Below are 18,877 nucleotides of genomic sequence, written 5' to 3' on the forward strand. Positions count from 1 at the left end.
GTGACAAATTCGGCCCTTTTTTCCTCATCGTGAATACGGGCGTGCCCCTTGACCCGGATTCCCGCACGTCAGGCAGCGCAGAACCGTAGGATTTTTCGTGAGCCTGGCTGTCAGGCGTGAACTTTCGACGTTGAGGGGTCCCATTCGATGATGGAAAAGTCCGAGAAGACGCAGCACGAGTGGCTGGAGAAAGTCGGCATCGCCGAGCGGATGATCCCGCTCATCGGGAACCTCTACCGCACCCGCAACGTCGTGACCTCCATCTACGGTCACCGGCTCATCAACCTCTCCGCGATCGACATCATCAAGGCGCACCGCTTCGCGCGCCGCATCAACGACGTCGAGCTGTCGCTGGACGCGACGCTGCCCATCCTCGAGCGGCTGCAGGAGTTCGACCTCGGCACCGCCTCGATCGATCTCGGCGAGCTCGCGACCCGATTCGCGGCCCAGGCCGAGGACCTCGACACCTTCCTCGCGAATCAGCTCCTCGAGGTCATCGGCACCGGCTCGCCGGACTCCGGCGCCGACGTCGTCCTCTACGGATTCGGTCGCATCGGCCGCCTGCTCGCCCGCATCATCATCTCGCACGCCGGCACCGGACGCGGGCTGCGCCTCCGGGCCATCGTCGTGCGCAAGGGCAGCGACAACGACCTCGAGAAGCGGGCGAGCCTCCTTCGACGCGACTCCGTGCACGGCGCCTTCGCGGGGTCGATCTCCGTCGACCAGGCCGCCTCGACGATCCAGGCCAACGGCACCGTCATCAAGGTCATCTACTCGAACGACCCGGCCACCGTGGACTACGCCTCGTACGGGATCCGGGACGCCATCGTCGTCGACAACACGGGCCGCTGGCGCGACGCCGAGGGCCTCGCGCAGCACCTGCAGAGCCCCGGCGTGCGTCGGGTGCTGCTGACGGCGCCGGGCAAGGGCAAGCTCAAGAACATCGTCTACGGCATCAACAACGCCGGCATCACGGACGACGACCGAATTCTCTCGGCAGCATCCTGCACGACCAACGCCATCACGCCCGTCCTCAAGGTCATCGACGAGCGATACGGGGTCGTGCACGGACACGTCGAGACGGTGCACTCGTTCACCAACGACCAGAACCTCATCGACAACTTCCACAAGGGGGACCGCCGCGGACGCGCCGCGGGACTCAACATGGTCATCACGGAGACCGGCGCGGCGAAGGCGGTCGCGAAGGCGCTCCCGCACTTCGAGGGCAAGCTCACCGGCAACGCCATCCGCGTCCCTACGCCGGACGTCTCCATGGCCGTGCTCAACCTCACGCTCGAGCGTCCGACGACTCGCGGCGAGGTGAACGACTTCCTCCGACAGATCTCGCTCAGCTCCGTCCTCCGTCAGCAGATCGACTACATCGAGTCGAGCGAGGTCGTCTCCACGGACTTCGTGGGCACGACCCGGGCCGGCATCGTCGATGGGCTCGCGACCATCGCCGAGGGCAAGAACCTCGTGCTCTACGTCTGGTACGACAACGAGTTCGGCTACTCCACCCAGGTGGTGCGCATCATCGAGCAACTGGGTGGCGTGCAGCCCCCGATCGTGCCGCACCGCAAGGAGCTGTCGCAGATCTAGCTCCACGCCGCATCACACAGCGAGACGGCCCCCGTCCACCGGAAGGTGGACGGGGGCCGTCTCTGCGAGCAGGGGCCGGCTACTTCAGCTCTCCGGAGCCCAGCTTGTCGGCGAGCGAGTGCTGCTCCTTGCCGAGGCGCGAGTTGCGGCGGCTGTAGAGGAAGTAGATCGCGAGGCCGATGACGAGCCAGATGGCGAAGCGCAGCCAGGTGAGCGTCGAGAGGTTGAGCATGAGCCAGAAGCACAGCACCGCCGAGAGGATCGGCAGGAACGGCGACCACGGCATGCGGTAGGCCAGCTCACGGTTCGGGTACTTCTTGCGCAGCACGAGGATGGAGAGGCTCACGAGCACGAACGCGGAGAGCGTGCCGATGTTGATCATCTCCTCGAGCCAGTCGACGTTCGTGAGCCCGGCGAGCAGCGCGACCGCGACGCCGACGCCGATCTGCAGGCGGATCGGCGTCTTGCGCTTCTCGCTCGTGATGCTCCACGAGCGGGGGAGCAGCCCGTCGCGGCTCATCGAGAACAGCACTCGGGCGAGGCCCATGAGGAGCACGAGGATGACGGTCGTGAAGCCGAGGAGGATGCTGATCGAGATGATCTGGGCGGCCCAGTCGGCACCCACGAGCACGAATGCCGTCGCGAGCGACGGGGTCTCGGACGCCGCGAGGTCGGTGTAGGACACCATGCCCGTGATGACGAGGCTCACCGAGAGGTAGAGCACGGTGACGATGGCGAGGCCGAGGAAGATGCCGCGGGGCAGGTTCTTCTTGGGGTTCTTGACCTCTTCCGCGCTCGTCGCGACGACGTCGAACCCGATGAACGCGAAGAACACGATGGAAGCGCCGGCGAGGAGGCCGAAGACGCCGTACATGCTCGGCTCAGCACCGGACATGAAGGAGAACAGCGACTGGTGCCACGCATCCGCTCCCGAGTCCTGCGCGGGCTGGGACGGCGGGATGAACGGCGTGTAGTTCTTCACGTTGACGAAGAAGGCGCCGACGACGATGACGAAGAGCACGGTCGCGACCTTCAGGATCGTCAGGACCGCGCTGACGCGAGAGGACAGCTTGGTGCCGAGCGCGAGCAGCGTCGTGAGGACGGCGACGATGAAGAACGCGGCCCAGTTCAGCTCGAAGAGCCCGAAGATGCTGAGCTTCGGCGGGATGTCCCAGCCCCAGATGTTGACGACCTCCTGCAGGTACACGCCCCAGTAGCTGGCGATGACGGCGGAGGCGGAGAGCATCTCGAGGATGAGGTCCCAGCCGATGATCCACGCGAGCAGCTCTCCGAGCGTCGCGTACGTGAACGTGTAGGCGGAGCCGGCGACGGGCACCGACGACGCGAACTCGGCGTACGCCATGATCGCGAGACCGCACGTGACCGCCGCCAGGAGGAAGCCGATCGTGATCGAGGGGCCGGCGTTGTTGGCGGCCGCCTTAGCTCCGACGGAGAAGATGCCGGCGCCGACGGCAACGGCGACGCCCATGATGGCGAGGTCCCACACGCCGAGGGAGCGCTTGAGCGACCGTCCCTCGGAGTGCGAGTCCGCAAGTGATGCCTCGATGCTCTTCGTGCGCATCAGGCTTTCGAAAAAGCTCAAGGAGTTCCCCCAGGATTGTTGCAAGCGCACGTGGGCACGCGCGCGCGAGTGGAGTTTACCTGTTGGAAACACGATGGTCGACGCTCGAATTCGCCGCTTTCGTCGTCGGCCTCCCCGGGTGCCAGGCATTGGCAGGAAGCGGCGAGGATCGGTGTCATAGGGTTGCTCGCGAGTGGAGCCGCCCGGCCCACTGGCTTTCGCGAAGGAGGGGCCATGCCTGACCTCGCCGAGGCGCCGGACGCGTTGCTCGTCGCCCGCGCCAGAGACGGTGACCAGCGCGCGTTCGAGGTGCTCATCCGTCGCCACTGGGGGCTCATGATCGCCACCGCGATCCGACTGCTCTCGTCCCGCGCCGACGCCGAAGATGCGGTGCAGGACGCCTGCATCGTCGCCTGGAAGCGACTCGACCTCCTCCGCGAGCCCAGTGCCGTGCGCGCCTGGCTCGTGCAGATCGCGGCTCGCAAGGCGACCGACCTGCTCAGGAAGAGGAAGTTCGAGCAGGACATCGACGACGTCGTGGCACCCGCCGCGAAGGAGCTCGGGCCGTCGGCCCAGCTCGAGCTGAACGCAAAGCTCGATACCGCATCCCGAATTCTCGGCACGCTCCCCGAGCTCCAGCGGCAGTGCTGGGTCCTGAAGGAGACGGCGGGCTTCACCTACGCCGAGATCGCCGAACAGCTCGAAACGAACACCTCGACGGTGCGAGGGGCCCTGTCGCGGGCCAGGCTCGCGCTGCTGCGGGGAATGGAGGAATGGGCATGAGCGAAGACGACGAACCGACCATCGGCGCGGCGGGGTACACCCTCACGCAGCTCTCCGAGTATCTGGAAGCCGGTCGCGTGCCCTACAACGCCGACATCGAGAGCGACCCGGAGTGCGAGCGAGCGCTCGAAGCCCTCGAACGCGTCACACGCGCCTCCCACGACCTCATCGAAGCCGAGTCGGCAGCGACACCAGGGCCGAGCGGAGCGTGGCTGCAGTCGATGCTGCGTGGCATCGCGATGGATGCTCGTGCAGGCCGCGAGATTCCGCTCACCTCGGTCGAGCCCGAGTACGAGTTCTCGCAGAGCGAGGGCGTCGTGCGCGAGATCGTCCGACGCACGGGGGATGCCATGGACGGCGTCCTGATCGGTCGCTGCGTGCTCGACGGCGAGGTGACGGAGCCAGGTGCGCCCGTGCACCTCACGGTCTCCGTCACGGTCCTGGGCTTGAGACCGCTGCATCCGCTGGCCGACCGCGTGCGGGAGGCGATCGCCGAGGCGCTCGCCGTCCACACGACCCTGCAGGTCACCGGCATCGACATCGTCATCGCCGACGTGAGGAGCGCCGAATGATCGACCGCGAGCGTATCGCCGAAGCCGTCGAGGCGGCGACCATCGGTGCTCCCGGGGTGGTGGAGCTGCTGCCCATCACGAGCATCCATCTCGGATCGCTGCACGTGGAGGTCGGCACGTCGGGCGACGCCACGACCGTGGCCGTCCGGGTGCGGGTCGAGGCGTCTGCGCCGCAGGCGCAGATCCTGGAAGGTCTCGCCGAGCGCATCAAGGCGGCTGCGCTCACCGTGCTCCCGCCCGGATCTCTGGTGCGGGTGCGGATCAGGGTGCACGCGCTCGCGGGTCGAAGCTGAGCCACAGCTTCGCCATAGGAAGGCCATAGCCCCGGGTTGGATGCTCAGTGGTGTCGAAAGGAACCACACATGTCCACCCCCTCCTTCCCGGAAACGAACCCGCAGGACGGCGCCAAGCCGCACCTCGAGTCCTCCGCTCAGCAGCCCTCCTCGTCCTCGCAGTCGCACGCCTTCGCGCCGCAGTACTCCTCCGGCCCGTACCAGCCCGGCCAGTACGCGCCGGCCGGCTACCAGGCGCCCCAGTACCAGGACTACTCGGCGCCCCAGTACTCGACCCCGGACTATGCGGGCGCCGAGTACCCGTCGAACAGCTTCGGCCCGGCAGGTTCGCCGGCAACGGCGCAGGTGCCGAAGCCCCGCAAGCGCCGCTTCGGCACGGTCGCGCTCCTCACCGCGGGCCTCCTTGTCGGTGGCGTCGTCGGTGGCGGCGTTGGCGGAGCCGTCGTCGGCGGCTTCGGCTCGTCCCAGGTGGCCGCGGGCTCGTCCAGCTCGCAGTCGATCACGGTCAACAACCCGCAGGACGCGACGCTCGTGACGAGCATCGCCGCGGTGGCCTCCCCGAGCGTCGTCACGATCTCCGCATCCTCCGGTCAGACGGGGGCGAGCGGCTCCGGTGTCGTCGTCGACGGTTCCGGGTACATCGTCACGAACAACCACGTCGCGACGATCGACGGCGCAACGGGCAACGCCGAGCTCTCGGTCCAGACGAGCGACGGCCGCCTGCTGCCTGCGACCCTCGTCGCCGGCGACCCTGTGCTCGATCTCGCGATCATCAAGGTCGAGGACACGTCGCTGACCCCCATCACGTTCGCCGACTCCGACTCGCTCAGTGTGGGCGATGTCGCCGTGGCCATCGGCGCTCCGCTCGGGCTCTCCGACTCGGTGACCGAGGGCGTCGTGAGCGCCCTCGACCGTGGCATCCTCGTCAGCTCCTCCGCGGTTCCGGAGGAGGTCCAGTCTGACGGCACCCAGGAAGACAGCCCGTACAATTTCTGGCGCGGCGACCCGAACTCGTCCGAGGGGCAGACGAGCACCCAGGGCTCGTCCTCCGTCGCCCTCCCGGTCATCCAGACCGATGCCGCCATCAACCCGGGCAACTCGGGTGGCGCGCTGGTCAACCAGGACGGTGCCCTTATCGGCATCAACGTGGCGATCGCTGGTGCCGGCAGCAGCAGCGGCAGCGCGTCCGGCAACATCGGCGTCGGCTTCTCGCTGCCCTCGAACCTCGTGAAGCGGGTGGCGGAGCAGCTCATCTCGAGCGGCGCCGTCTCGCATGGATTCCTCGGAGCGAGCGTCAGCGACCCGACCGCGGCCGACTCGAGCATGGCCGGGGCCTACGTGACGCAGCTCACCGCAGGGGGCCCCGCGGCGCAGGCCGGCATCCAGGCCGGTGACGTGATCACCTCGTTCGGTGGGCACCGAGTCTCCAGCTCGACGGACCTGACGGCCCAGATCCGTGCCCTCGAGCCGGGAACGCAGGTCGAAGCCGTGCTCATGCGCGGCGGCCAGGAGCAGACGGTCCGGGTCACGGTGGGCAAGCTCGGGCAGTAGCGGCAGGAACGGCGACGCCTCCTTTCGGCGCCAGCGGGCACGCACCTATCCTTGGTGCGTGCCCGCTTCTGTGTTGACTGTCGCCGCCATCTGCTTCGAGGATTCCGAGGGGCAGGTGCTCACGGTCCGCAAACGCGGGACGACGAAGTTCATGCTCCCCGGCGGGAAGCTCGAGCCGGGGGAGTCGCCGAAGGCGGCGGCTCTTCGCGAGATCGAGGAGGAGGTGGGGATCGTGCTCGACGACGCCGACGTGACGCTCCTCGGGGAGTGGACGACCGCGGCCGCGAACGAGGCGGCGACCGACCTCATCGGCACGGTGTACCTGGCAGAGCTGAGCGGGACGCCACGGGCTCGCGCCGAGATCGCGGAGTTGCGCTGGGTGGATGCGTATCCGGCCCCTGGAGCTGACCTGGCCGATCTCGCGCCGTTGCTCAGCGAGTGCGTCATGCCCGAGCTCCGGAGGCGACGCGACGCGCGTGGCTGAGCGCTTCCCGAACCTCTCGAACATTCTCCGATATATCGCTTGACAGCGACTCTTCTCCGATATATCGTCGAGCTATCGGAGTTGCACGGTGCAGCTCCGGCAGAAAGGTTCACCATGCGAAAGCACTTCACCCACAACCACCACCCGTTCGACGCAGAGCGAGGCCGCTCCCACGAGCAGGGCCACGGGTTCGGCCACGAGGCCGCACAGGACGAGCGCGTCCGTCGCTTCTCGCACGGATTCGGCCCTGGACGAGGATTCGGCCCAGGATTCGGTCCGGGGGCCGGTCACGGTCCAGGCTTCGGCCCGAAGTTCGGCCCACGCGGCCACCGCCGGGCAGGCAAGGGCGACGTCCGCGCCGCCATCCTCTCCCTCCTCGCGGAAGGCCCCTCCAACGGCTACGGCCTCATCAAGGGCATCGCGGAGAAGACCGACGGCGTCTGGCGCCCAAGCCCCGGCTCCGTCTACCCGACACTGCAGCAGCTCGTCGACGAAGACCTCATCGAGCAGGGCGGCACTGAGAAGAAGCCGGTCTTCGAGCTGAGCGAATCGGGCCGCACCTACGTGGCCGAGCACGCCGAGGAGCTCGAGCAGGGCTGGCGCGGCGTCGCCGGGATGTCAGAGTCCGCGAGCGGCCTGCGCGAATCCGCCATGCAGTTCATGGGCGTCATGCAGCAGTTCCGCCTCGGTGCGACCGAGGAGCAGCAGCAGGAGGCCACCAAGGTCCTGGACGACGCCCGCAAGGCGCTCTACACGATCCTCGCCAAGTAGCGGCGTGCGGACGCCGACGGCCGAGCGCGTCTGCCCGCAGCGCCGGGGGAGCAAGGTCAGGAGCGGTCGCGCTGCTTGGACTCGCGTCGCTCCTGAATCTTCGCCTCGCGCGCGAGCTTCCGCAGCTCCTTCTCGAGGTCGTCGAAGCGATCGGCGCGTTCCGGGTCGTCCTCTGGCGAGGTCGGCAGCTGCATCCGCGGGCTGCCCTTCGACCACGGGTCGAGCAGCTCGTGCTCGATGTGCGCTGAGATCTCGGTCCACGCGTCAGCTCGCGCCTGCTCGATGAGCCCGTCGATGAACGCCTCGTCCTCGCGGTCCGCTTCGATGCGCTCGCTCACCGCCTGCGAGGCCCGCTCGCGGAAGCTCAGCGTCTCGATGTCCGCGTGCCGGTAGTCGTGGGCGCTCAGCGATCTGCCTGGTCGCGCGCGGTCCCGAACCCCGGCCACGCGCTCCGCCGAGTACCGCAGCTCCTTGAGCACCCGGTCGAGCGAGGCGTTCGCCGCCTCGCGATAGTCGGCGGCAGCGAACGGCACCTTCTCGCCGACGGTCCGCTTGATGATCGAGTTCTTCACGTCGAGTCGAACGATGCGCATCGCCAGCAGCAGGCCGTCGTCGATGGCCTCGGAGAGCTCAGGGAAAATGACCGGAGGCAGCCCCGTCTTCTTCTTGGGCTTCGTCTGCTGACTCGTGGAAGCTGTCCGAGCTCTGCGACGCCAGCGGAACATCATCCCTGGCCCTTGGGGGCCTGAGGCTCCTGGTGCGGGAGTCCAGCCGCGCCGAGCTTCGTGGCTCCGCGTGAGCGGGCCCGCTGCTCCTCGAGGGCTTCCAGGAACTCCGCCTCCCAGGCCACATCGACGTCGATGCCCTGTCGTCTGGCTTCCTCGACGCTCAGCTCACGCGGGAACCCGTGCGTGTCGGAGAGCAGGAACACGTCGGCGCCGGTGAGCGTCGACCCCTTGTACGCGGCGAGCGCCTTGAGGCCGCCCTTGAGGGTGCGGCGGAACGAGCGCTCCTCCTTGACGAGCACCGAGACGACCTCCTCGCGACGCTCGCGTACCTCCGGGTAGTCATCCACGTAGAGGTCGGCGATCGTCGGCACGAGCTCCGCGAAGAAGTTCTCGGAGATCCCGAGGATGAGGGCCTCGCGGATCGCGCGACGCACGAGGCGGCGCATGACGTACCCCTGCTCCTTGTTCGACGGCACGACCCCGTCGACCGCCAGGAACGTCGCCCCGCGCAGGTGGTCGGCGATGATGCGCATCGAGAGCGTGTGCTCTTCGTAGCTCTTGCCGCTCAGCTGCTCGATCTGCTCGACGATCGGGCGCAGGAGCGAGATCCGGAACACGTCGGGGGAGTGGATCGCGGCCGCGGCGATGCGCTCGAGCCCACCGCCGAAGTCGACGTTGCGTCGTTCGAGCTCGACGAAGGAGCCGTCTTCGACGCGCCGGTACTGCATGAAGACCTGATTGCCGATCTCCATGAACTGGCCGCTGTCGCTCGCCGGGTGCGCGCGACCGTAGGAGGGGTCGTGGTTCTCCGGTCCGAAGTCGTAGAAGACCTCGCTGTCGGGGCCGCAGGGGTCTCCGATGGGGGTCGCCTCGAGCGATCCGCCACGCGACCACCAGTTCTCGCTGCCGTCGTAGAAGAAGATGCGCTCGCCGGGGTTCACGCCGCGAGCGTCGCCGTCCGCCTGGCTCCCCATCTCGACGATGCCGGCTTCGATGCCGCGCTCCGCGAAGGCCGCCTGCCAGATGCGGGCGGCCTCGTCGTCTCGGGGGATGCCCGCGGCCTCGTCGCCGATGAACGCGGTCACGTAGAGACGGTTCGGGTCGATGCCGACCTCGTCGACGAGGAACGACAGGAACGCGGGGATCTGCTCGGACTTGAAGTAGTCGCCGAGGCTCCAGTTGCCGAGCATCTCGAAGAACGTCGTGTGGCGGTTGTCGCCGACGTCCTCGATGTCCTGCGCGCGCACGCAGGGCTGGCTGTCGGTGAGGCGCGTTCCGGCGGGGTGGTCTTCGCCGAGAAGGTAGGGGAGAAGGGCCTGCATGCCACTCCCGGTGAAGAGCGTCGACCCGTCGCCGCGGGGGATCAGCGGGGCTCTGTCGATCCTGACGTGCCCGAGTCGCTCCTGGTAGTCGAGGTAGGCATTGCGAATCTCATGCGCGTCCATGTGGAGAGTGTTTCACAACTCCGGATGTCGTATCGTGATCTCGCCGAACGTGGGGGCGTTCAGGCACTCGGCGACGAGTGCTCGAGTGAGGTTCAGGGGAGTCGTCTGTGCAGGAGATCGCGCAATTGTGGACCGGTGCGACGGGGCTTTCGACCGCGCACGTCGCCGACGGGAGCGTGCGGGCCGGGGTAGCCGCGCGCTGCGGGCCCGCAGCGGTGAGGCCCGTGTCGGAGGGCGCGCCGCGGCTCGCGGGACGCTGCCTTCCCGTTCGCCACTTCGGCAGCGTCGACGTCCTCCTCGAGGCCATGGATCGGGCGCACCCCGGCGACGTGCTGGTCGTCGACAACCAGGGCCGCACCGACGAGAGCTGCGTCGGCGGCCTCATCGTGCTCGAGGCGAAGGCGGCAGGGCTCGCGGGCATCGCCATCTGGGGACTGCATCGGGACACGCGCGAGGTTCGCCGCGCAGGGTTCCCGGTGTTCAGCCTGGGTTCGCTGCCCGCAGGTCCCGCGCGCCTCGACGAGCGTCGGCGCAGCACGTTCTCGTCCGCGGAGTTCGGGGAGTACACCGTGCGCACGCGCGACGTCGTCTTCGGCGACGAGGACGGGGTCGTGTTCGTGCCTGGGGACCGAGCCAACGAGGTGCTCATGCACGCCCTGCAGCTCAGGGACGCCGAGCGCTCGCGGGCCACGAGCATCCGCCTCGGCACGACCCTCCGCCAACAGGTGCAGTTCTCCGCCTACCAGCGGGCGCGCCGGAGCGAGCCGGAGCTCACGCTGCGCGAGCACCTCGCCCGGACTGGCGACGCCATGATCGTGTGAACTGTCGTGCTCTTCTTGGCGAACGTCCCCTCAGGCCGAGGTGACCGCCTCGCTCAGGCTCAGGCGACCGTCTCGCTCAGGCGAAACGTCGCTGAGGTCGATTCCTCGCTCAGCCGCCACAGGCGCTCGGCCCGCTCGCGGTCGCGCTGCGTGGTCGGCTTGTCCAGTTTCACGGGGGCGCCGCGCACGGTGCGCGCCGGGCCGAGGTAGTCGCCACCGGCGACCGTGTCGCTCGTCAGCGCGTGCACGGCGATGGCCGCAGCGCGATGCTTCCCGTGCGCGAATGGTCCGGCGAGGCGCGACGCGAAGCGCTGCCAGGCGGTCGGCTCGTTCACGCCCGTGCGCACTGGGGTTGCCCCGTTGACGGGGATGCCCGGGTCGACGACCAGCGCCTCCGCGGGGGCGCCGGCTGCTCGCAGGCGACGGTCGAGCTCGAACGTGAACATCTCGAGCGCGTGCTTCGACGCGGCGTAGGCGCGGCGCGGCTCGTACAGGTGCGTGCTCTGCCAGTCCTCGAGGTCGAACGGGTAGATGCGGGTGGCGAGGCTGCCGACGGCCACAACCCGGCTGGTCTCCGCCGCATCGCCGTGGGCTGCGGGCTTCGGGGCGACCAGCGCATCCATGAGCTGAGCCGTGAACTCGAAGTGGCCGAGGTGGTTGGTCGACATCGTGAGCTCGCGACCGGCCGCATCGTGCTCGCGCTGCGTTCCCGGGGCCATGTGCGCGGCGTTCAGCAGCACCCCGTCGAGGCGCTCGCGGGAGCTCAGCGAAGCGGCCGCGCTCGCGATCGACTCGCTCGACGTGAGGTCGAGGACGATGCGGCTCGTGCTCGCATCCGGCACCTGCTCGGTGATGGAGATCAGGGCCGTGTTGAGTTTCTCGATGCTGCGCCCGAGCAGCACGACGTGGTGGCCGCGGCGTGCGAGCTCTTCCGCGGCGAAGTAGCCGACACCCTGCGTGGCACCGGTGATGGCGAAGGTCTTCATCGTCACACTCCTTCAAGCCTCGAACGTTTCGAGACTCAGAGTACAACGCTTCGATTGCTGAAATATTTCCGTGGCGTAAGGTACTGAATATGGATTCGCTGGAACGGGCGATGCGTGCCGTCTACGAAACCGCGCAGAGCACCAATGTGGCTGCTGAGCGGGAACTCGAAGCGCTCGGGCTCACCTTCCCGACCGCGCAGGCGCTCTGGGCGATCGATCCGGACGCGCAGCCTCCCGCGATGAAAGAGCTCGCGACCAAGCTGCACTGCAACGCCTCGAACCTCACCTTCGTCTCCGACCGCCTCGTCGATCGCGGCCTCGTCGAGCGCCGGGAGAGCGAGCATGACCGACGCTCGCGGGTGCTGACGCTGACCACCGAGGGCAAGCGGGTGCGCAAGCTCGCGATCGCAGCGCTCAAGCGCGCATCGCCGCTCGCCGGCTGCAGCAGCACCGAGCTGAAGGCCATCGCGAAGAGCCTGACCTCTCACGACGCGTGACCTTTTCAGCAGCCCCCGAGCGGGGGAGTGACTGATGGAGACGTGGACCGCCGCCTCCATCGATGACCTCGTGTGCGTCGAGCTCCCACGCAGCTCACGCCTGCTCGCCCTGGCCATGGGGGCCGCGAACGTCATCATGCAGCTCTCCAACCCCGCCGTCGGTCAGGGGGTCGCGCACAGCCGCGTCACGAGTGGGCGCCTCGACGTGCACCCCATCAAGCGCACCAGGACGACCCTCAGCTACCTCGCCGTGGCCGTCCTCGGCACCGTGGAGGAGCGCCGCGCGTACCGCAGGGCGGTGACGCGGCAGCACGCGAAGGTGCGCTCCGACCGTGACCCGCGAGCCACCGAGGAGTACTCGGCCCTCCGCGTCGACCTGCAGCGCTGGGTCGCGGCATGCCTGTTCGTGGGCTCCCGCGACGTGCTCGAGCTCGTCGAAGGCCCGCAGGCAGGCGCGTCCGCGGAGCGCTTCCTGCTCGAAGGGCGCGTCTTCGGGACCACCCTGCAGATGCCGCCGAGCGCGTGGCCGGGCAGCACCGCCGCTTTCGAGGAGTACTGGCGCGGCGAGCTCACGAAGCTGCGCATCGATGACGAGGTGCGCAGCTACCTACTCGACATCGCCAGGCTCGAATTCGCCGCGGCGGTGCTTCCCGAGCGGATGCGGGCGTGGCATCAGCGGCTCACGGTCGGCTTCCTGCCGCCCGAGTTCCGGCGCGCGCTCCGCGTCAGGTGGACGCCGGGCGACGAGACGTGGTTCCGGCGGCAGCGCGCCGCCTTCGTGCGAATCGAGCGCGTGCTCCCGCTCGCCGCCTCCGGCCTCGTGTACCGGCTGCTGCTGGCCGACGTGCGCTGGCGCATCCGCCGCGACCGCCCGCTGGTGTGAGGGACGCGCGCGCCGTCGCCGGGCCCACGCTCGCCCCGCGAGCTCGCGTGCGCGACCCAGGGCGTGCACAGTCTCCCGACGCGTGAACGTAACGTGACGTCCACACTCCCGTAGCAGGGCCCGTCCAGGCTCACAGCATGACCACCCGCGTAGACCCGTTCATCGGCACAGAGCCCACCGCGCTGCCGACGCAGACGGGCCTCGCCGCGACCTGGTGGTGGCCGAAGCCGCAGATCGGCAACACGCATCCGGGCGCCACCTACCCACTCGGGATGGTCTCGGCCTGCGCCTACTCTGGCGCGTACCCGACCGGCTACGGCCGTTACGACCTCAGCCTCGAGGGCATCCCCGAGACGATCTACGACGGCACGCTCGCCTCGGGATTCACGCACTTCCAGCAATCGGGCACCGGGGCGATCCGCAAGTACTACAACTACTTCCGCGTCACGCCCATGATCGAGCCGCTCGACGTGCTCGGGCGCACCTGGTCGCTCGACGACGAGGACGCCTCACCCGGCTACTACGCGGCGATGCTCGGCAACGGCATCCGCGCCGAGATCACCGTGGGTCCCAAGAGCGCCGTGCACCGATACACGTTCCCGAAGCACTCGAGCGCCAGGGTCGTCGTCGACTTCTCGCTCGGCGGCCTCGCCATCCCCTACGGGGCCACCGTTCCGCTGCGGGCCCACCTCGAGACCGTCAGGCCCGGCGTCGCGACGGGTGAGATCGTGGCGGAGGGCGCCCCGCTCGCCGTGCACATCGAGTGCGACACTCCCCAGTGGCGCCAGATGCTGTGGCACGATCGGCGCCTCATGCCGGGCGGCACGCGCCTCGACTTCGACCACATCCGCCCAACGACGCTGCGGCCGTTCGGCCTCATGTGGGCGGGCCCGAGCGAGGAGGGCCAGGTCGTCGAGGTGCGCATCGGCTTCTCCCTGCGCGGGGTCGAGCAGGCCGAGCAGAACCTCAGGGACGACTGCGGCGACGGGGAGGGCAGGTTCTCGGACCGACTCGCCGAAACCGGGCGCGCCTGGCAGGAGCTGCTCGACGAGGTCCAGGTCGAGACGGGCTCGACCGAGCGCGAGACGGTCTTTTCGACAGCCATGTACCACTCGTTCGTCAAGCCCTCCTTCGCGCTCAACGAGAGCCCCTTCTGGCCAAGCGACGGACCCTTCGTCTTCGACCTGTCGACGATGTGGGACATCTACCGCACCCAGCTTCCCCTGCTCACCGCGCTGCGTCCGGACAAGGCCGTCGAGCTCGCCAACGCCCTCCTCACCATCTGCGAGGAGGAAGGCAACTTCCCGATCGGCTACCGCATGGCCAAGGGCAGCGACCGCTTCTCCCGACAGGGCAGCGCGCTCGCGCACACCTTCCTCGCCGACCTCTGCCAGCTCGGACTGCCAGGCATCGACTGGGACTGGGCGCTTGTGCACATGGCCGATGACCTGCGGCGCACGTACGGCGAGGAGTTCCTGCTGCGCGGCGTCGCGCATCCCATCACGCACACCCTCGACCTCGCGTTCGGGTACTGGTGCACGGCCCGCGTCGCGGCTCGCGTCGGCGACCTCCAGCTCGTCCAGCAGCTCGAGAAGCGCGCAGGGCAGTGGCGGGGCGCGTTCGACCCGGCCACGGGCCTGCTCGTCGACTCCAACTTCTACGAGGGCTCCAAGCACAACTACTCGTTCCGGATCCTCCACGACATGGCAGGGCGGATGCAGCTGAGCGGCGGGCCGGAGGGCTTCGTCGCGCAACTCGACGAGTTCTTCGGCTACGGCGCCCAGCCGGTCGTGCAGCCCGGCCGATCGCCCGGCATCGAGGAGCTCGCGGCCGGCTACGCCCTCGGACGCTTCGAAGGCCTCAACAACGAACCGGACATGGAGGCGCCATGGGCGTACCACTACGCCGGACGACCGGACCGGACCGCGGAGATCGTGCACGCCATCATCACCCAGCAATACGCGACGGGACGAGGCGGCCTGCCAGGCAACGACGACTCGGGCGGCCTCAGTTCCTGGTACGTCTGGGCCTCGCTCGGGCTATTCCCCGTGGCTGGACAGGCGAGCTTCCTCATCAACGCGCCCGCCTTCGCCGAGTCGTCGCTCGCGGTCTACGGGGAGCGCTTCCGCATCACGACGACAGGGTTCCGCGAACCCGCGCACGGCGGCCCAGTCCAGTACGTGCAGAGCGCCCACCTCGACGGCAGGCCGCTCAGCAGGAGCTGGCTGTCGCCCAGCGAGCTCATGGCGGCGCAGGAGCTGCACCTGGAGCTCGGGCCCGAGCCGAGCGACTGGGGCACCCGCGAACAGGACCTGCCGTCGTCGTTCCCGGCCCCAGCATCCGCCCCACCAGCCGCACCCACCTCACCCGCAGCATTCATCCCCGCCACCCCACCCCTCGTCGACGGCCAGCCGGCGACACCAAACCCGGGAGGACCCTCATGAACAAGATCCAGAACCGCCTCGTGATCGTCGTCCGCGCCGATCCAGTCATCTGCGGGCACTCCGTCGAGGCCCGCAACCTGGCGGAGGCCGCACGCCTGCGCGGCTTCGACGAGGTGCGCATCGTCACGTGGCCCATCGAGCGCCTGCAAGCGGCAGGGCTGCCGCTCAAGCCCCTCGAGACGGTCATGCCCTACAGCGACGGCATCTTCGTCGACCGCCCCGCGCCCGTCGGCGACTACAAGGTTCCAGACGGCCGCTACCTCGCGGGGCTCGTCGGGCGCCTCGTCGAGCTCTTCACGGACGGGGTGCCGACCGTCTGCATGTCGCTCTACCTCAGCCCGCACACGCTCGCCGTCGCGGAGGCGCTCACCGTCGCCCGCTCGACGGGCCTGCCCGTCAACGTCACCACCATCGCCGAGGCCGTCGGCTCCGACGTCACCAACGTCGTCAAGCACGCCGTCGAGGACGGCCGCCTCGGCGCGGCAGCCCATATCCTCTCGGCGTATTTGTCCCAGGACGTGTGCGTCGCCGTCTCCGAGTACACGCGCGACCTCATCGTGGGGGAGGCCGCCAAGGTGGACGCGCAGCACGGCACCCGCTACGCGCCCCAGTGCCAGGAGCGCATCGACATCTCCTACCCGGCCATCGACTCGAGCGCGTACGTCGACCTTGCCGACGCCGAGATCACCGCCGCCGTGGAAGCTCGCGGGCTCAAGCGCGACGGCTACGTCATGTTCCTGTCGAGGCTGACCGAGGCGAAGGGCGTCGAGGACCTCATCGCGGGCTTCGAGCAGTCCCGCGTCGCCGACGACCCCGAGATCCAGCTCGTCATCGCGGGACGAGGGCCGCAGGCCGAGGAGCTGAAGGCGATCGGTGCCGCGTCACCGCTGGCCGAACGCATCCACTTCCTCGAGGACGTGGGAGACGCCGAGAAGCCCTTCCTGATGGCCGGATGCGCGGCGTTCGTGCTGCCCACGAAGCCGCGCCCCGAGTTCATCGAGACCTTCGGCATCGCGCTCGCCGAGAAGATGCTCGCAGGCGGCGGGCCGGTCATCACGACCGTCACCGGCGGCGTGGGGGAGGCCGTGGGTGACCACGCGCTCATCGTGCCCGTCAACAGCCCATCGTCGATCGCGGACGCGCTCAACACGGCGGTGCTCGAGACCAGCGCCGCCGAGCGGCGGCTGCTCGCCGTCCAGGCGCGCGACTACGCGCTCCAGTTCGACCGGCTGGCGGTCTTCGACAAGCTCTTCGACCGGCTGCCTCGAGTCGCGATGGCGGCCTGACCCGCGCGGCACGCGAGCGCCTGCTCAAGTGCCTGTCCAACTTCAGTGCAATTCCGGGGTCTCGCGCCATCGCGAGGTCGATTGGGGCGAATATTGCACTGAAGTTGGACAGGCTGGCGGGTGGGCGCCCGCCTCCGAGGGACGCGGCGTCTTCGAAACGGGGCGGCTCAGAGCGCGAGGAGGGCGTCGAGCTTCTCGTACCCCTCTCGCACGCCGTGCTCCATGCCGCTCGCGACGAGCCCGTCGCGCATCTCGAACGACTCGAGCAGGCTCGTGCTCGTCACTCGCGTGCGGCCTCCCTCGAGTGCCTCGAACACGATGGTCTCGAGGAGCACGCCGTCCGGGATCATCTCGAAGGTCTGCGTCTGCACGATGCGCTCGTTCTCCCGGACCTCGTGGAACGAGCCGTAGAAGGTCGCGATCTCCTCGCCGTCCTTGAGATTCACCCACCGGTAGGCGCCTCCCGTGGCCGCGTTCCAGTGGTCGATGTTCGTCGACACCTCGTGCGGGCCGACCCACTTCGTGAAGAGGTCGGGGTCGACGAATGCGCGGAACACGCGGTCCGGGGTGGCCTCGAACTCGCGGACGACGGAGACGTTCGGCACGTCTTCGCCAACCGTGACGGCGGTGTCGTTGGCTGATGTGGTGCTCATGATGTGGTTCCTTTCGCTGGTTCTGGTTCTGGTTCTGGTTCTGGTGCTGGGTGCTGCGTGGTGTCGTCCGGCAGGGTCTCGAGCAGCGCGTCGAGTCGGCGGAACCGCGCCTCCGCGGCGGCCTGGTAGCGCTCGATCCACGCGGTCATGAGGCTGAGGACCTCCGCTTCGAGGTGCCGGGGTGCGCGGACCGCGCTGCTCGTACGGGTGACGAGGCCCGAGTCCTCCAGGACGCGCAGGTGCTTCGAGATCGCCTGCACCGAGACGTCGTAGGGAGCTGCGAGCTCTCCGACGGTCGCGTCGCCGCTGGCGAGCCTCGCGACGATGTCGCGTCTCGTCGGGTCGGCGAGCGCCGCGAAGACGGGGGAGAGCGCGTCGGTGGTCATAGCTCCTCGACTGGGTTCGTCAACCGTGTGGTTGATGAAATCAGTCTGCGACGCACGGGAATCTTTGTCAACCTTTCGGTTGATGAAACTCAGGCTCGAAGGAGCTGGCGAGCAGCCTCGAGTGCGTTGCGTGCGGCATTGCCATCGACGCGCGCGATCGTCAGGGCGCCGACGACGGCCGCGGTCACGAGTGTGGCCGTGTGCTCAGTGAGGCCGAGCGCGCGGGTGCCCCGCGAGATCGCGCGCTCGAGCGTCGCTCGGTAGTCGGTGATCGAGGCGCGAATCTCCCGGTCTTCGGAGAGTGAGCTGGAGGCCGTCGCGAGCAGGAGGCAGCCTCGGACGTCGTCGCGGCGCCCTTGGGCTGCGACGGCAGCTGAGAGGCGAGCGAGGTAGTCATCGAGCGCGGATGCTGGTGTCGGGTCCGCGAGCAGCGGCGCGAGCAGCGGGTGCACGACGTTGTCCAGGTAGCTCTGCACGGAGGCGTCGAAGAGGCCGCGCTTGCTGCCGAAGGTGTTGTAGATGCTCGATCGGCTCAGGCCAGTGGCGGCCTCGATGTCGCTCGTCGACGCGGAGTCGTAGCCCTGGCGCCAGAAGAGGGTGCGTGCGCCGACGATGACGTCCTGGCGGTCGAAGCTCATCGTGCGTGCCATGTGGCCTCCGATACTGTAACGTTCGTTGCAGAATACACCGATCCTGGAGCTGACATGCTTATCGCCGCCCTCGTCTTCGCCGCCCTCGCCGCGCTTGTCCACGTCTACATCTTCATCCTCGAGTCCGTCCGCTGGACGGCGGAATCGACGAGGAAGACGTTCGGCATCCCCTCCCTCGAGGTCGCCGAGACGACCAGGTCCATGGCCTACAACCAGGGCTTCTACAACCTCTTCCTCGCGATCATCGCCGGCCTCGGCGTCATCCTCGCGATCGCGGGCAACAGCGTGGTCGGCGCGACGCTGATCTTCGCCGGAGCGGGCTCCATGCTGCTCGCCGCGCTCGTCCTCGTCACGAGCGACCGCACGAAGCTGCGCGCCGGCACCGTCCAGGGCAGCTTCCCGCTGCTCGCCGTGGTGCTGCTCGGCATCGCAGCCACCACGGGAGCACTCGCCGCCTGAGCCG

The 18,877-nt window shown here is 68.7% G+C and carries 20 protein-coding genes; 13 read left to right on the forward strand and 7 right to left on the reverse strand.

The window, feature by feature from the left end; translation table 11 throughout:
* The first annotated feature begins 147 nt into the window (after positions 1-147).
* On the forward strand, positions 148-1,599 hold the full coding sequence (locus ITJ61_RS00085) for a glyceraldehyde-3-phosphate dehydrogenase (RefSeq protein WP_104242267.1): 1,452 nt from the start codon (positions 148-150) through the stop codon (positions 1,597-1,599).
* A gap of 79 nt (positions 1,600-1,678) precedes the next feature.
* On the opposite strand, the gene ITJ61_RS00090 is transcribed toward ITJ61_RS00085, so the two are convergent.
* Positions 1,679-3,181 carry an APC family permease gene (locus tag ITJ61_RS00090; RefSeq protein WP_104242265.1) on the reverse strand — a complete coding sequence of 501 codons (1,503 nt, stop codon included), beginning with the start codon at positions 3,179-3,181 and terminating at the stop codon, positions 1,679-1,681.
* 234 nt (positions 3,182-3,415) lie between these two features.
* On the opposite strand from ITJ61_RS00090, the gene ITJ61_RS00095 reads away from it, so the two are divergent.
* The 6 genes from ITJ61_RS00095 (at position 3,416) to ITJ61_RS00120 (ending at position 7,635) form a co-directional block, all read left to right on the forward strand.
* Positions 3,416-3,964 (forward strand): RNA polymerase sigma factor, encoded by a 549-nt coding sequence (locus tag ITJ61_RS00095; RefSeq protein WP_104242263.1) that lies wholly within the window; start codon positions 3,416-3,418, stop codon positions 3,962-3,964.
* Complete coding sequence (locus ITJ61_RS00100; RefSeq protein ID WP_146081993.1) at positions 3,961-4,536, forward strand: hypothetical protein; 576 nt, start codon at positions 3,961-3,963, stop codon at positions 4,534-4,536. Before ITJ61_RS00095 ends, ITJ61_RS00100 begins: the two co-directional genes overlap by 4 nt.
* Positions 4,533-4,829 (forward strand): hypothetical protein, encoded by a 297-nt coding sequence (locus ITJ61_RS00105; protein WP_104306405.1) that lies wholly within the window; start codon positions 4,533-4,535, stop codon positions 4,827-4,829. The genes ITJ61_RS00100 and ITJ61_RS00105 overlap by 4 nt, the downstream gene beginning before the upstream one ends.
* Before the next feature lie 69 nt (positions 4,830-4,898).
* Positions 4,899-6,380 (forward strand): S1C family serine protease, encoded by a 1,482-nt coding sequence (locus ITJ61_RS00110; RefSeq protein WP_194685131.1) that lies wholly within the window; start codon positions 4,899-4,901, stop codon positions 6,378-6,380.
* Between the two features lie 58 nt (positions 6,381-6,438).
* The gene (locus tag ITJ61_RS00115) at positions 6,439-6,864 is read left to right on the forward strand and encodes an NUDIX hydrolase (RefSeq protein ID WP_219819647.1); all 426 of its coding nucleotides are present in this window, start codon (positions 6,439-6,441) and stop codon (positions 6,862-6,864) included.
* A 114-nt stretch (positions 6,865-6,978) separates the two neighbouring features.
* Entirely contained in the window at positions 6,979-7,635 is a 657-nt protein-coding gene (locus ITJ61_RS00120; protein ID WP_104242253.1) for a PadR family transcriptional regulator, read from the forward strand.
* Positions 7,636-7,691: 56 nt separating this feature from the next.
* Here ITJ61_RS00120 and ITJ61_RS00125 read toward each other — a convergent pair whose 3' ends face one another.
* Together ITJ61_RS00125 and ITJ61_RS00130 are read right to left on the reverse strand one after the other, a co-directional pair.
* Positions 7,692-8,363 carry a hypothetical protein gene (locus tag ITJ61_RS00125; protein ID WP_104308685.1) on the reverse strand — a complete coding sequence of 224 codons (672 nt, stop codon included), beginning with the start codon at positions 8,361-8,363 and terminating at the stop codon, positions 7,692-7,694.
* Positions 8,360-9,808 carry an alanine--tRNA ligase-related protein gene (locus ITJ61_RS00130; protein ID WP_194685132.1) on the reverse strand — a complete coding sequence of 483 codons (1,449 nt, stop codon included), beginning with the start codon at positions 9,806-9,808 and terminating at the stop codon, positions 8,360-8,362. Before ITJ61_RS00130 ends, ITJ61_RS00125 begins: the two co-directional genes overlap by 4 nt.
* 107 nt (positions 9,809-9,915) lie before the next feature.
* Here ITJ61_RS00130 and ITJ61_RS00135 point away from each other — a divergent pair, with 107 nt between their 5' ends.
* Positions 9,916-10,629, forward strand: coding sequence for an RraA family protein (locus ITJ61_RS00135; protein ID WP_219819646.1), 714 nt, complete (start codon positions 9,916-9,918; stop codon positions 10,627-10,629).
* A gap of 59 nt (positions 10,630-10,688) precedes the next feature.
* Here the strand turns inward: ITJ61_RS00135 and ITJ61_RS00140 are convergent, their stop codons facing one another.
* Positions 10,689-11,615, reverse strand: a complete 927-nt coding sequence (locus ITJ61_RS00140; protein WP_194685133.1) for an SDR family NAD(P)-dependent oxidoreductase — start codon at positions 11,613-11,615, stop codon at positions 10,689-10,691.
* Positions 11,616-11,704: 89 nt separating this feature from the next.
* Here ITJ61_RS00140 and ITJ61_RS00145 point away from each other — a divergent pair, with 89 nt between their 5' ends.
* From ITJ61_RS00145 to ITJ61_RS00160, 4 genes are all read left to right on the forward strand, one after another.
* Positions 11,705-12,112 (forward strand): MarR family winged helix-turn-helix transcriptional regulator, encoded by a 408-nt coding sequence (locus tag ITJ61_RS00145; protein WP_104242245.1) that lies wholly within the window; start codon positions 11,705-11,707, stop codon positions 12,110-12,112.
* 34 nt (positions 12,113-12,146) lie between these two features.
* Positions 12,147-12,995, forward strand: a complete 849-nt coding sequence (locus tag ITJ61_RS00150; protein WP_104299225.1) for an oxygenase MpaB family protein — start codon at positions 12,147-12,149, stop codon at positions 12,993-12,995.
* A gap of 137 nt (positions 12,996-13,132) precedes the next feature.
* On the forward strand, positions 13,133-15,439 hold the full coding sequence (locus ITJ61_RS00155) for a glycoside hydrolase domain-containing protein (RefSeq protein WP_194685134.1): 2,307 nt from the start codon (positions 13,133-13,135) through the stop codon (positions 15,437-15,439).
* On the forward strand, positions 15,436-16,725 hold the full coding sequence (locus tag ITJ61_RS00160) for a glycosyltransferase (protein WP_194685135.1): 1,290 nt from the start codon (positions 15,436-15,438) through the stop codon (positions 16,723-16,725). The genes ITJ61_RS00155 and ITJ61_RS00160 overlap by 4 nt, the downstream gene beginning before the upstream one ends.
* Positions 16,726-16,892: 167 nt before the next feature.
* Here ITJ61_RS00160 and ITJ61_RS00165 read toward each other — a convergent pair whose 3' ends face one another.
* From ITJ61_RS00165 to ITJ61_RS00175, 3 genes are all read right to left on the reverse strand, one after another.
* Positions 16,893-17,378 (reverse strand): SRPBCC family protein, encoded by a 486-nt coding sequence (locus tag ITJ61_RS00165; protein ID WP_104299223.1) that lies wholly within the window; start codon positions 17,376-17,378, stop codon positions 16,893-16,895.
* Positions 17,375-17,764 (reverse strand): ArsR/SmtB family transcription factor, encoded by a 390-nt coding sequence (locus tag ITJ61_RS00170; RefSeq protein ID WP_194685136.1) that lies wholly within the window; start codon positions 17,762-17,764, stop codon positions 17,375-17,377. Before ITJ61_RS00170 ends, ITJ61_RS00165 begins: the two co-directional genes overlap by 4 nt.
* Positions 17,765-17,853: 89 nt before the next feature.
* Positions 17,854-18,414, reverse strand: coding sequence for a TetR/AcrR family transcriptional regulator (locus ITJ61_RS00175; protein ID WP_194685137.1), 561 nt, complete (start codon positions 18,412-18,414; stop codon positions 17,854-17,856).
* A 54-nt stretch (positions 18,415-18,468) separates the two neighbouring features.
* Between ITJ61_RS00175 and ITJ61_RS00180 the strand changes: the two genes are divergently transcribed.
* Complete coding sequence (locus tag ITJ61_RS00180; protein WP_194685138.1) at positions 18,469-18,873, forward strand: DUF1304 domain-containing protein; 405 nt, start codon at positions 18,469-18,471, stop codon at positions 18,871-18,873.
* Positions 18,874-18,877 lie beyond the last annotated feature (4 nt).

The sequence above is a fragment of the Pseudoclavibacter sp. VKM Ac-2888 genome (assembly GCF_015351285.1).
Classification (GTDB): domain Bacteria; phylum Actinomycetota; class Actinomycetes; order Actinomycetales; family Microbacteriaceae; genus Pseudoclavibacter.